General features: G+C 38.6%; 15 protein-coding genes and 1 pseudogene. All 16 read left to right on the top strand.

Annotated elements, in window-relative coordinates; all coding sequences use genetic code 11:
• Positions 1-323: pseudogene (locus RCZ04_RS03500) on the top strand (clostripain-related cysteine peptidase); the annotation flags it as partial.
• 83 nt (positions 324-406) lie between these two features.
• Complete coding sequence (locus RCZ04_RS03495) at positions 407-1,921, top strand: C10 family peptidase (RefSeq protein ID WP_460484568.1); 1,515 nt, start codon at positions 407-409, stop codon at positions 1,919-1,921.
• A 12-nt stretch (positions 1,922-1,933) separates the two neighbouring features.
• On the top strand, positions 1,934-2,431 hold the full coding sequence (locus tag RCZ04_RS03490; RefSeq protein ID WP_460484567.1) for a hypothetical protein: 498 nt from the start codon (positions 1,934-1,936) through the stop codon (positions 2,429-2,431).
• 52 nt (positions 2,432-2,483) lie between these two features.
• Complete coding sequence (locus RCZ04_RS03485; RefSeq protein ID WP_460484566.1) at positions 2,484-2,948, top strand: hypothetical protein; 465 nt, start codon at positions 2,484-2,486, stop codon at positions 2,946-2,948.
• A 130-nt stretch (positions 2,949-3,078) separates the two neighbouring features.
• A complete protein-coding gene (locus RCZ04_RS03480) occupies positions 3,079-3,444 on the top strand; it encodes a hypothetical protein (RefSeq protein WP_460484565.1) in 366 nt (121 codons plus the stop codon).
• Between the two features lie 51 nt (positions 3,445-3,495).
• A complete protein-coding gene (locus RCZ04_RS03475; protein ID WP_460484564.1) occupies positions 3,496-4,023 on the top strand; it encodes a hypothetical protein in 528 nt (175 codons plus the stop codon).
• Positions 4,024-4,318: 295 nt separating this feature from the next.
• A complete protein-coding gene (locus RCZ04_RS03470) occupies positions 4,319-4,978 on the top strand; it encodes a DUF2461 domain-containing protein (protein WP_460484563.1) in 660 nt (219 codons plus the stop codon).
• Positions 4,979-5,029: 51 nt separating this feature from the next.
• Positions 5,030-5,398, top strand: coding sequence for a ribosomal maturation YjgA family protein (locus RCZ04_RS03465; protein WP_460484562.1), 369 nt, complete (start codon positions 5,030-5,032; stop codon positions 5,396-5,398).
• A 32-nt stretch (positions 5,399-5,430) separates the two neighbouring features.
• Positions 5,431-6,195, top strand: coding sequence for a hypothetical protein (locus tag RCZ04_RS03460; protein WP_460484561.1), 765 nt, complete (start codon positions 5,431-5,433; stop codon positions 6,193-6,195).
• Positions 6,195-6,983 (top strand): TatD family hydrolase, encoded by a 789-nt coding sequence (locus RCZ04_RS03455; RefSeq protein WP_460484560.1) that lies wholly within the window; start codon positions 6,195-6,197, stop codon positions 6,981-6,983. Before RCZ04_RS03460 ends, RCZ04_RS03455 begins: the two co-directional genes overlap by 1 nt.
• Positions 6,980-7,825 (top strand): Rossmann-fold NAD(P)-binding domain-containing protein, encoded by an 846-nt coding sequence (locus RCZ04_RS03450; protein ID WP_460484559.1) that lies wholly within the window; start codon positions 6,980-6,982, stop codon positions 7,823-7,825. Before RCZ04_RS03455 ends, RCZ04_RS03450 begins: the two co-directional genes overlap by 4 nt.
• 32 nt (positions 7,826-7,857) lie before the next feature.
• Positions 7,858-8,946, top strand: coding sequence for a beta-ketoacyl synthase N-terminal-like domain-containing protein (locus RCZ04_RS03445; RefSeq protein ID WP_460484558.1), 1,089 nt, complete (start codon positions 7,858-7,860; stop codon positions 8,944-8,946).
• A gap of 185 nt (positions 8,947-9,131) precedes the next feature.
• Positions 9,132-9,368, top strand: coding sequence for an acyl carrier protein (locus tag RCZ04_RS03440; protein ID WP_002675303.1), 237 nt, complete (start codon positions 9,132-9,134; stop codon positions 9,366-9,368).
• A 97-nt stretch (positions 9,369-9,465) separates the two neighbouring features.
• Entirely contained in the window at positions 9,466-10,713 is a 1,248-nt protein-coding gene (gene fabF, locus RCZ04_RS03435) for a beta-ketoacyl-[acyl-carrier-protein] synthase II (protein WP_460484557.1), read from the top strand.
• 7 nt (positions 10,714-10,720) lie between these two features.
• Entirely contained in the window at positions 10,721-11,479 is a 759-nt protein-coding gene (gene rnc, locus RCZ04_RS03430; RefSeq protein ID WP_460484556.1) for a ribonuclease III family protein, read from the top strand.
• Positions 11,476-11,979, top strand: coding sequence for a metallophosphoesterase family protein (locus RCZ04_RS03425; protein WP_460484555.1), 504 nt, complete (start codon positions 11,476-11,478; stop codon positions 11,977-11,979). Before rnc ends, RCZ04_RS03425 begins: the two co-directional genes overlap by 4 nt.
• The last annotated feature ends 9 nt before the right edge of the window (positions 11,980-11,988 follow it).

The following is an 11,988-nucleotide window of genomic DNA, read 5'->3' as shown; positions in this document are numbered from 1 at the left end:
TGGAGGCATTAGCTTCTTTCTGCAAACATCTCAACACTTCTGAGTTATCCTTAACCCACTTGCAACAATACAGTAGGAATAACGAAAAGTATTTATTTGACTTAAAACAAGTGCTTTTGGAGAGCAAAGCCAGTGTGGCTATCGAACCTATTTGGCTACAACTCTGTAAGGTTGAAAGACACACACCGAGATTTGCTAATATTGCGCTGACACATTGCAACGGACTGAGTGTTTATTTGTTCGGCAAGAATGAAACGCTGAATAACTATTACAAACAATTGTCGTGGTATAGAGCTACAAGGTTTCATTTCTCGTATAAATAGCTTATAATTTTCTAATTCTCAAATTTGCTAATTTGCTAATTTTTCCCTACCTTTGTTGCGTAATTCAAAAAAACAAACCTTATATGAAAAAGTTTTTACCTATTTTTATTGTAGCAGGACTCTTCTTTTCCTGCCAACGCGAAGAGGCAGACGCCCCGTTCGCAACCGACACTGATATTTCAGTATTACCCAGTACTGAAACGAAGGCTTCCGACAACGGACTTTTAGGTTGGGTAGCTCTCACAGGGCAAACCCATATTTCGGCAGAAGAAGCCCAAGAAACCGCTCTCGCTACCGCAATGCAAATGCGTGAAGTAGAGGGTATTGTTACCAAGGCTCCCTTAAAAATTGGCTCGATTGAGGTAGTAAAAGGCGACACTCGTAAGCCTTACGTACCCACCAAAGGCAACGCAAAACCCGAACAAGCCGATGTCTACATTGTAAACTTTGCTAACAACCAAGGCTATGTAATTACCTCAGCTGATAAGCGTGTTCCTGGCGTATTAGCTTATAACTCTTACGGTCATCTCGGTGATACTATTAGCAACCCAGGTCAAGCGGTACTCTTTAGCTATATGCAGGCATATATAGAGGAACAGCGTGCCGCTTTTGAAGCTAATAAAGAAAAATTGGCTACCGAAGCTGAAGAAGCCATTTTTAAACAGCTTTCTAAAGAACGGCAAGCAGAGCTGATAGCACAAGGACTCTTTGATAAAGAGGGTAAACGGGTGAAGAGTAAGTTTGAACCAGATGAAGGGAAAGGAAGAAAATTTAAAAACTTCTTTTGTATAGAACCTGACCATTACAAAAATGATATTTATATTTATGGGAAATGGGAATTAAACGAATTTAAGCGTCCTTTATTAAAAACTCTTTGGAGTCAAAGTAGAAAATATAATAATAAAGTCTCTATACAATGTGGTGATGATGAAGCTCCAGTAGGCTGTGTAGCAGTAGCTATAGGACAGATATTAGCTTATCATAAGAGACCTAATACTATCGTGGGACGAAAAATGCATTGGGAAAATATGACCAATATAGACACAGGAGATTTATTTTCTAATATTTATAGTTTTTCTGTAGACGATACAGCTAAAGAAGATATTCAATATCTATTAGCCCATCTAGGAGATAAAGATCTATTAGCTATGGAATATACTTGTGATAGAGGAAGTAGCTCAGGTAGGGCTTTAGAAGCATTACATAATTTAGAGTATAGAAGTGCTTATTTTACGGACTACAATAATAATCAAGTTATTTCAGAAATAAAAAATAATAGACCTTTGTATATACAGGGATGTGATAATGTAACTTGTCACGCTTGGGTACTTGATGGTTATTTATTAAAAAGAAGAACCGTAACTTTGGTTACTACTTGTGATAGTCCAGATGATTTTGTGCGTATGGGAGAACAAACAATTGAATTAGTACATAATAATCTAGGATGGGGAGGACGTGCAGATGGTTCAAATAGTGCCTCTGGGTGGTATCATATAGGTATTTTTGATACCAAAGGGGAAAAAGACTCTTCTAATATGTATAAATCTGGGAGAAGAGATTACCAATTTTATAAGAAAATAATTGTTAATATAAAATAAGATTTTTTTATTATGAAACGAATATTATTATTTTTAATCCTTTTATTAGTCTTTGTTAATTGCAGTAAAGACTCACAAGAGGTGAAAGAGGTAAAAAAAGACCCAAAAGAAATAAAGCCGTGTCAAGTACCTCCTCCTGATTTTATCTTACTTATAAATAAAAGTTCTGAACTTTATAAAGAATTTACTAACCAAGCAGGAGAAATTGACAAAGCAAATATCTCTTTCTACAAGCAAGTTAGCAGAGAAAAGAAACAATATGATAGTATATTGTTTGGTTCTTTTAAACCCGAGAAAAACAATGATTATTTACAGATAATTATTGGACTTCCGTTTGAGAATGATGTTTACACCGGAAAAACAGAAACTCTCTACCTTCAAAATGCCACTAGAACTTATAAAATAGAGGTAAACGGCTATATGAAGGATACAGAATGTGGGACTGTGGCTATTACGAATGAAATTCGTGTAGATGGTACTAAAATAGAAGTGCCTTATTTAGCAAAATAACTTTAGCTCTTTTGCAGGGAGCCTTCTGCCAAAGGGTAATAAAATAAGTATTATGAAACGAATATTATACCTTACAATATTATTGTTATTTGTTAGTATCATTTCTTGTCGAGAGAAAGATGAAGAAAGAGCGTGTTCTCTCCCTCTTCCTGAATTAACCTTTGCTATCAACAAAACTTCTAAACTTTACAAGGAATTTATAAATGAAGAAGGAAAAATTGATAAAGCAAATATTAGCTTATATAAATTACTTGAAGGAGAGAAAAAGGCGTATGAATATAATAGTTATGAAACCACCAAAGCAGAAAAGACTTATTTATACATTTCAGTTACTCTTCCTTTTAGTAACGATGTTTACACGGGCAAAATAGAAACACTTTATTTGCAGAATGCTACTAAAACTTATAAAATAGAAGTAAATGGTTATATGAAGGATACAGAATGTGGAAAGTATGTTGTTACGAATGAAATTCGTGTAGATGGTACTAAAATAGAAGTGCCTTATTTAGCAAAATAACCTTAACCCTTTGGCAGGGAGTTCTTTGCCAAAGGGTAATAAAATAAGTATTATGAAAAGGATATTATTTTTATCATTATTTATTTGTTTATTGTCTTGTGGGAAGTCTTCAGAGATACAAGACGAATGTATGCTTCCACCTCCTAATTTTCAATTATTTATAGCTAAATCAGCTCCTGAATTTCAAGATTTCTTAAGCGACAAAGGAGAGGCTGATAAAGAAAATGTGTATTTCTACCAAATAGTAAATAATACTGAAAAGAAATACCGCACTTTGCTACTTACTGATAATTCTAAAAATAAAGATTATGCTGAAGTAGTAACTGAGAGTGCAATATTTCTATATACAGGAAAAACAGAAACACTTTATCTTAAAAATAAGGCTAAGATTTATAAAATAGAGTTTTTAGGATATATAGGTAAATGTGGATATGCTTACTTTCAAGAAATGTATATCAACGGGATGAAAAACAACGATTTTATCTTAGCAAAATAACCTTAACCCTTTTGCAGGGAGTTCCCTGCAAAAGGGTATAAAATAATTAATATGAAAAACTTCTTACTCTTTATTCTATTGCTTTTTGCATTGCAAATAAGCGCTCAAGAAGCCTATACTAAAGGCGATGTATTTATTGATGTGCAAACAGGGGCTTCGTTTATAGGGGGAATTATAGGCGGAGGAGTACACTATGGGGCTACGCCTCGTTTTTCGGTGGGGGCTAACTTTTCTAACCAAAGTTTTGACCTTAATAGTAAATACGAAACTGCTTATGTGCCTGAGCTCAGTGCTGATTTTCACTTTGACCACCGTATGACTACTGATTGGTATACAGGGCTTTCAGTGGGCTATTGTTTTTGGCAAAGCGATACTCCTGATGCAAATAGTTCAGGAGGTTGTGAAACTTCTTCTACTCCTATCCCTGAGAAATTTAGGAAAGAACACCCTAATAATTTTGTACTGTGGAATGCACATTTAGGTTTCCGCTACTTTATCTTTAAAAACGTAGGACTGAATGGGCAAGTGGCTTTTGGGAATTCTCTTTTATTTAAAGTGGGGGTAAGTGTGAAAATCTAAAAATTTTAAGAGTTTTTATATATAGGGATGAGTATGCTTAGCTTATACAAAGCTTATACGAACCTTATACGAATCTTGGACGATTGTTATACAAAGGGTATATATATTATTGAAATTCAAACTTTTATAAGACTAAAATTTTAAGAGGAAAACTATAGAATTTCTTAAATTTAGTAAAAGTCTCTAAACTAAAAAATCGTTGTTCAATTATCTTCTATTTATAATTATTTACTATCTTTGCACTTCTAACAACAAAGATACCGTTATTGGTTATTTGTGATATGTAATTATTATTATGATTTTTTCTTTTCTTACAGAACTTGCTAAAAACAACAATAAAGAGTGGTTCGATGCTCATAAAGAGGCTTATGAAGGTGCTAAATTGGAAGCTACGCTGATTTTCAATTATATTTATGCGGGGCTTGCTGAGCACGATACTCTTGCTCCACTAAAAATATACCGTATCTATCGTGATTTGCGCTTCTCGAAGGATAAAACACCTTACAAAACGCACTTCGGGTGCTATATACAACGCAAACAACCGCATTATCGCGGGGGGTATTACGTGCATATCAGTCCGCAGGAGACGTTTATAGGCGGTGGTTTTTTTGACCCCAATAAGGAAGATTTGTTGCGCATACGCCAGGAGATTTCGCTCAATGCTGAGGAGTTTACTGCGGTGATGAATGATAAGGGGATTGTAGAACAGTTTGGCGGAAAGCTATGGGGCGACGAGGTGAAGACTGCTCCCAAAGGTTTTGAAAAAGACGACCCGATGATTGCTTATTTGCGCAAAAAACAGTTTTTATTAAAGCACGATTATACGCGAGAAGAAGCTACAAAGGGTGATTTTGACAAGAAAGTAGTAAAGGGGCTCTTGGCTATGCGTCCGTTCTTAGACTTTATGACCGAAGCTTTGACGACGAACTTGAATGGAGAAGTGCTTTTTTGGTAAGAAGTAAAAAGTAAAAGGTAAAACCAGCGATAGCTGGGTATGTGTGATGATATGAAACTAACGTTTAATAAAAAATACTTTATTTGGGCGCTAGCGCTGTTGGGAGCAGAATTACTGATTGCGACAGTGTTTAGCGGTATTGGCTTTATACGGGGCTATATAGGCGATGTATTGGTAGTGATATTGCTGTACTACTTAGTGCTATCGTTTGTAAAAGTGAAAGATAAAACTCGGCTTATTTGGGGTATCATTATTTTTGCAGTAGCCGTAGAAGTGATGCAGTACTTGGGTGTGGCTACTTATTTGGGGTTTACGAGAGGGAGCTTGGGGTATATCTTGTTAGGTAATCATTTTTCTTGGGCAGATCTGGTGTGTTACGCTATTGGATGTCTCATTTTATACCTAAAACCTAATACCTAAAACCTAACATCTATAATGTAAAATAAACGGCTATGAAACGTATTATAATATTCTTGTTATTATGTGTACCTTCAATGTACGCACAAAATCCCTTAGAAGGTGAATGGATAAGTACCTCTTTGTTGTGTAATCTGAAAGAGGAATACCGAGACCTATTGGTACTTACACAAAAAGAAAATGAAAGAGCTGGTTATGCCACTGTATTTGAAAAGAATAATAAAAATCAGTATAGTTCGTATTACTTTGCCCCTTGTGGCAACGATTGTTTTCGCTCTGTTTTTGGGACATTTGAGCTTATAAGTCCTTCATACGTGTGCTTGAATGCCCTAACTTTTAAACAAAGTGGCGATTGTAAAAACAAAAACGAAAAGTTACACAATGATACAGCCGACTATTACATATATAAAGTCTCAAATAAAAAAATCTTCTTGGTAAAAAGTGCTTTGAAAAATGAAAAAGAAGATAAAGAAAAGGCTAAAAATTATCTGTTAGTAACCGGTATAAAGGATAATGTAGTGTATAATGAAAAACAAAAAATGAAAGTAGCGGTTAAGGACATAGAACCATTACCTGCACAAATAGAGAAATACACTACCGATATACTTCAGTTGAAAAACTTCAAGATAATTGTTTACAATCAGTTAGAAGATAGGGCAGCTTGGGTCTTCGCTGTAAAAGACCTCACCACAGGAGCTATAACCTATGTAATACAAGAAAATTATACTGATGCAAAAGGTAAAGAGGTTGCTCGTTTTTTTGACTATACCGAAGCCGAAATAAAAAAGTTCAGACAATAATGATAGATATAGGGATAAATCTCACTAACAAACAATTCGCTGGTGAATACGACGAAATAATTGACCGCGCCATTACAGCAGGCGTAGAACAAATCCTCCTTACGGGCACCAGTGTACGCAGCAGTAAGGAGGCAGCAACATTGGCTACTGAATACCCCGAAACACTCTTTGCCACCGCAGGCATTCACCCGCACGATGCCAAAACGATGAACGCCGAGAGTATCAAAACCTTGCACTCCTTGCTCCAGCAAAAACGCGTAGTAGCTGTAGGCGAATGCGGTTTGGATTTCGACCGCGATTTCTCACCTCGTCCGCTACAAGAGGCTTGTTTTCACGCACAATTGGCGTTAGCCGAAGAAGTGCGCAAACCCCTATTTCTTCACGAGCGTGCTGCCTTTGAACGCTTTACTGCTATCCTTGCCGAGCACAAACAATTGCCTGAGGGGGTAGTGCACTGCTTTACGGGGAGTCTCGAGGAAGCGAAAACGTATTTAGACAAGGGGTACTACATAGGTTTTACAGGTGCTGTGAGCGATAGCAAACGCTTTTCACACTTAGAAGAAGTAGTGCGTTACGCGCCTTTAGACCGCCTGCTCATCGAAACCGATGCTCCTTTTATGATGCCCAAGAACGTGCCTACACGCAATTTGCTCTATCACCAAAAGCGTCGCAATGAGCCAGCCTTTTTGCCCTACGTCGCCCAAACCATTGCTTATTTCAAAAGGATACCGCTCAAGACTGTAGCCGAAAAAACTACACAAAACGCACAAACATTGTTTAAAATATGAAGAAAATATTAGTAACAGGAGGGGCAGGCTTTGTAGGTTCTAATCTTTGTGAAGCCCTTTCCAAAGACTCTAACAACGAGGTCTATTCGTTAGACAATTATTTTACCGGTAAGCGTGAAAATCACGTAGAAGGGGTGCAGTATATCGAAGGAAGTACTGAACATATCTTCGAACTTATCAATTTTTCACCTGACATTATTTATCACTTAGGCGAATATTCACGAGTGGAACAGAGCTTTGAGGATATCGACAAGGTATTGTTGTTTAACAAAATAGGTACACTGAAAGTATTGGAGTTCTGCAGAAAACACGGGGCTAAACTTGTGTATGCGGGCAGTAGCACCAAGTTTGGTGACGGCGGTCTGGGGAAAGACCAAAGTCCGTATGCTTGGAGCAAATCGTCGAATACTGAGCTTATCAAGAACTACGGTATGTGGTACGGGCTCAACTATGCTATTGTGTATTTCTACAATGTATATGGCAAACGCGAAATCAGTACGGGGAAATATGCGACGCTTATAGCACTTTTTAAAGAGAAGATGAGGAAAGGTGAGCCCCTGACAGTAGTAGCCCCAGGTACTCAACAACGCAATTTTACGCATATAGATGATATAGTAGCAGGCTTACTCTTGGTAGGTGAAAAAGGTAAAGGCGACGGTTATGGTATCGGCAGTCCGGAGACTTATACAGTTTTAGAAATCGCTCAGCTCTTTGGGGGCGAAATACAAATGCTACCAGAACGCAAGGGCAACCGTATGACTTCGCCTGTGCTAACAGAAAAAACAGAAGCTTTGGGGTGGCAAGCAAAAAGGCATATTAAAGAATATATAAAACACAATTGACAATTAGCAATTAATAATTAACAATTGGCAAGATGAAAATAGCTATTACAGGGGCGAGTACCCTCGCTGCCGAGACTCTCTCTCTTCACAATAATATTCCAGAAGGGCAGCTTTCTGAGGGTGACCAAAAACTTATAGAACAACTCAGAGCTTCTAATCCTGCTTATGAGCCTTTAGACCCTACTGTGCTTTATGCCTTACATACCGCACGACAAGCTGTTGCACAAGCAGGGTGGAGTGGAGAACGTTTTGGTATCAATATAGGGTCGTCACGAGGAGCAACAATGTTGTTTGAAGAGCATTTTAGTCATTTTCTAAAAGAAGGCAGTTGCCAAACCTTAGCTTCGCCTACTACTACTTTAGGCAATATCAGTACGTGGGTAGCTCAAGATTTGAGTAATCAAGGTTTTGAACTCTCACATTCCATCACCTGCTCTACTGCCTTACACGGTATCGCAAATGCCATTGCGTGGCTGGAAAGCGGAATGGAAAACCGTTTTTTAGTAGGCGGTAGTGAAGCACCACTTACGCCTTTTACCATTGCTCAAGTAAAAGCTCTGAAGATATATAGCAGTCTGCCGTTACCTTACCCTTGTAGGGCGATGGATATGACCAAAAAGCAAAGTACGATGGTACTAGGGGAGGGCGCAGGCACTTTCTGTTTAGAAAAAGGAGAACGCTCTAACGCCTTAGCCTATATTATAGGGTTAGGCTTTGCTACTGAAAAACTTACCCATAGCGTATCGCTTTCTAAAAACGGTGATTGCTTGCAGCAATCAATGCACAGGGCTTTAGCAAGTGCGGGGAACCCTAAAATAGATGCTATTGTTACCCACTGCACGGGTACTATCAAAGGCGACCAAGCCGAACTGAACGCTATTAGAGCTGTTTTTGGCGACGAAATTCCTCTGCTTACTAACAACAAATGGCAACACGGACACACCTATGGGGCGAGTGGAGCACTGAATCTCGCGATGGCAATACGAATGTTGCAAAACAAACGCTTTGAAGGAGTGCCTTACCTGAGTGAGCCCCAATCTATACCTAATAAACTCGAACATATATTGATTAATGCGGTAGGATTTGGCGGAAATGGAATAAGCGTGATAGTGAAAAGTTAAAAATTAGGAGTTAGAAGACTAACCACTAACGACTAAAAAATAATACTAAAGTATTAATAATGAGCGTGTTTATGTTTTACATAGTAAAAAAAAGCACAATATTTGTATGAAAAAGATTGCGGTTCAAAAAAAATGTTTTACTTTTGCCGGCAGTAATTATTATCAAATTATAAAAAAAGAAAATTATGTCAGACATTGCATCAAGAGTTAAAGCCATTATCGTTGATAAATTAGGCGTAGATGAAAATGAAGTAACCGCAGAAGCGAGCTTCACCAACGACTTAGGAGCTGATTCATTAGACACTGTTGAATTGATTATGGAATTCGAAAAAGAATTTGATATTCAAATTCCAGATGACCAAGCTGAGAATATCGCAACTGTAGGTCAAGCAATCAAATATATTGAAGACGCTAAACAATAATTGGCTCATAGGCAGTAGGCTATCAACGTATACACTTGGTAGCTTACTGCCTAATGCTTTTTGTTCTAAACCTAAATGCTAAAAAGTTAAAACTAATATGGATAAAAGACGTGTTGTAGTTACAGGTATAGGGGCGCTTACCCCTATCGGGAATACTGCCCAAGAGTTTTGGGAAGGACTCGTAGCCGGCAAAAGCGGTGCTGCGCCTATTACCCATTTTGATGCTTCAAAATTCAAGACTAAGTTTGCTTGTGAAGTAAAAAACTTTAACGTCGAGGATTTTATGGATAAGAAAGAAGCCCGTAAACTTGATAAATTCGCTCAATATGCTATGGTAGCATCTGACGAAGCTATCAAAGATGCCCACCTTGATATCGACACGCTTGATAAAGACCGTGTGGGGGTTATTTGGGGCTCAGGCATAGGAGGGTTAGAAACTTTCCAAAACGAGGTAACAACTTTCAATCAAGGTGATGGTACCCCGCGTTTTAATCCTTTTTTTATCCCTAAAATGATAGCCGACATAGCAGCAGGAGTCATCTCTATACGCTATGGTTTCAGAGGACCTAACTTTACTACAGTGTCCGCTTGTGCGTCAGCAGCTAATGCTATGATTGATGCACTTAACTACATTCGCTTAGGTTATGCCGATATGATGGTATCAGGTGGCTCGGAAGCAGCGGTTACCATTGCAGGTATCGGTGGTTTCAACGCCTTGCACGCTCTTTCTACTTTCAATGAAGACCCTACTAAAGCCTCTCGTCCGTTCGATGCCAATCGCGACGGTTTTGTATTAGGCGAAGGAGCTGGTGCTATTGTACTTGAAGAATACAACCACGCAGTAGCTCGTGGAGCGACCATTTACTGCGAATTAGCAGGCGGTGGTCTCTCGGCTGATGCTTACCATATGACTGCTCCTCACCCAGAAGGATTGGGAGCTAAAAGCGTAATGATTAATTGCTTGAAAGACGCAGGAGTATCAGTAAACGAAGTAGATGCTATCAATATGCACGGTACCTCTACCCCTTTAGGAGATGTAGCTGAATCAAAAGCAGTGCTCGAAGTATTTGGTGAGCACGCTTATGATATCAATATCAACTCTACTAAATCGATGACGGGACACTTGTTAGGTGCTGCGGGTGCCATAGAAGCAGTAGCCTCTATCCTTGCTATTAAACACAGCATTGTTCCACCTACTATTAACTTTGAACACCCTGATGAGAAAATAGACCAACGCCTTAACTTTACCTTCAACAAAGCGCAACACCGCGACGTAAAAGTAGCGATGAGCAATACCTTTGGCTTTGGTGGACACAACGCGTGCTTGTTATTCAAAAAGATATAAACTATAAGTGTTCGGCTTAAAGAAAATATTAACTTTTCCCCGTCTTATTCCTAAGAAGAAAGACGGGATTTTTTATACTAAAATAAAAGAACTCTTAGGGTTTTCTCCTAAGAACTTATCCTATTACAGTGAGGCTTTTACACACCCCTCTTACCAATTTCAAAAAGCAACACGTAAGAGCTATGAACGCTTGGAGTTTCTCGGTGATGCTATCCTCGGTGCTGTCATTGCCGACTATATCTTCACTAATGCCCCTGAACAAGACGAAGGTTACCTCACCAAAATGCGCTCCAAAATCGTAGAACGGCGCAATCTTAACCAGCTGGGGAAAGAAATGAGATTGTTAGACTTCCTGCGCACCAAGCTTACTCCGCGACAGTTAGGTAATAATATCACTGGTAATCTCTTCGAGGCACTCATAGGAGCAATTTATTTAGACAGAGGCTATAAAGCTTGCTTTAAGTTCATTGAACGTGAGCTTATATTGCCTTATATCAATATCAAGAACTTAGAAGGAAAGGTGATCAGTCATAAGAGTTTACTTATAGAATGGTGTCAGAAGCACAAGTTAGACTTTGCTTTTGAAGCTGAAGAGGATATCGAAGACCGTTCAGAAACCAAGTTTTTTGTTGCTAAAGTACACGTAGAGGGTTTTTCAGTAACTCGTGCAAGGTCTACTTCTAAAAAGAAAGCTGAAGAGATTGCCGCCAAGCGCGCTTGCTATAAAATTCAAGGTAAGCAACATCATAAATTAGACGTACAATGAAAATCCTCCTTCTCTCCGATACCCACTCTTATATAGACGATCGTATATTGCACTACGCTAGTGAAGCTGATGAAGTGTGGCACTGTGGCGACTTCGGAAACTTGGCAGTGATAGAGACACTACAAGCTGTGAAACCCTTGCGCGGGGTCTATGGTAATATTGATGGCACAGAAGTACGTCAGCAATTCCCTAAAGTAAATCGATTTACCTGTGAAGGTGTAGAAGTGCTGATGATACACATAGGCGGTTACCCCAATAAATACACTCCTTTAGCTAAACAAGAAATCCTCACACATACCCCAAAACTCTTCATTTCGGGGCATTCACATATCCTAAAAGTACAATACGACAAGCAGTTTCAGTTGCTACACCTCAATCCTGGTGCTGCTGGTCTCTATGGTTGGCAAACTGTACGTACAATGTTGCGTTTTGAGATAGAAGCAGGAGAGATTAAGAACTTAGAGATTATTGAATTAGGTCGTAACGCAACAGAAAATTAACTTACTAAA

The organism is Capnocytophaga sp. HP1101 (assembly GCF_054772415.1).
Note: the sequence above shows the minus strand (reverse complement) of the source record. Positions and strands in the feature narration are given on the sequence as shown.

Excerpts from the sequence above, each read along its gene's own strand:
- RCZ04_RS03495 (WP_460484568.1), top strand. The coding sequence starts at position 407 with ATGAAAAAGTTTTTACCTATTTTTATTGTAGCAGGACTCTTCTTTTCC.
- RCZ04_RS03490 (WP_460484567.1), top strand. The coding sequence starts at position 1,934 with ATGAAACGAATATTATTATTTTTAATCCTTTTATTAGTCTTTGTTAAT.
- fabF (WP_460484557.1), top strand. The coding sequence starts at position 9,466 with ATGGATAAAAGACGTGTTGTAGTTACAGGTATAGGGGCGCTTACCCCT.
- RCZ04_RS03455 (WP_460484560.1), top strand. The coding sequence starts at position 6,195 with ATGATAGATATAGGGATAAATCTCACTAACAAACAATTCGCTGGTGAA.
- RCZ04_RS03445 (WP_460484558.1), top strand. The coding sequence starts at position 7,858 with ATGAAAATAGCTATTACAGGGGCGAGTACCCTCGCTGCCGAGACTCTC.
- RCZ04_RS03425 (WP_460484555.1), top strand. The coding sequence starts at position 11,476 with ATGAAAATCCTCCTTCTCTCCGATACCCACTCTTATATAGACGATCGT.
- RCZ04_RS03485 (WP_460484566.1), top strand. The coding sequence starts at position 2,484 with ATGAAACGAATATTATACCTTACAATATTATTGTTATTTGTTAGTATC.
- RCZ04_RS03460 (WP_460484561.1), top strand. The coding sequence starts at position 5,431 with ATGAAACGTATTATAATATTCTTGTTATTATGTGTACCTTCAATGTAC.
- RCZ04_RS03465 (WP_460484562.1), top strand. The coding sequence starts at position 5,030 with ATGAAACTAACGTTTAATAAAAAATACTTTATTTGGGCGCTAGCGCTG.
- RCZ04_RS03450 (WP_460484559.1), top strand. The coding sequence starts at position 6,980 with ATGAAGAAAATATTAGTAACAGGAGGGGCAGGCTTTGTAGGTTCTAAT.
- RCZ04_RS03480 (WP_460484565.1), top strand. The coding sequence starts at position 3,079 with ATGCTTCCACCTCCTAATTTTCAATTATTTATAGCTAAATCAGCTCCT.
- RCZ04_RS03475 (WP_460484564.1), top strand. The coding sequence starts at position 3,496 with ATGAAAAACTTCTTACTCTTTATTCTATTGCTTTTTGCATTGCAAATA.
- RCZ04_RS03440 (WP_002675303.1), top strand. The coding sequence starts at position 9,132 with ATGTCAGACATTGCATCAAGAGTTAAAGCCATTATCGTTGATAAATTA.
- RCZ04_RS03470 (WP_460484563.1), top strand. The coding sequence starts at position 4,319 with ATGATTTTTTCTTTTCTTACAGAACTTGCTAAAAACAACAATAAAGAG.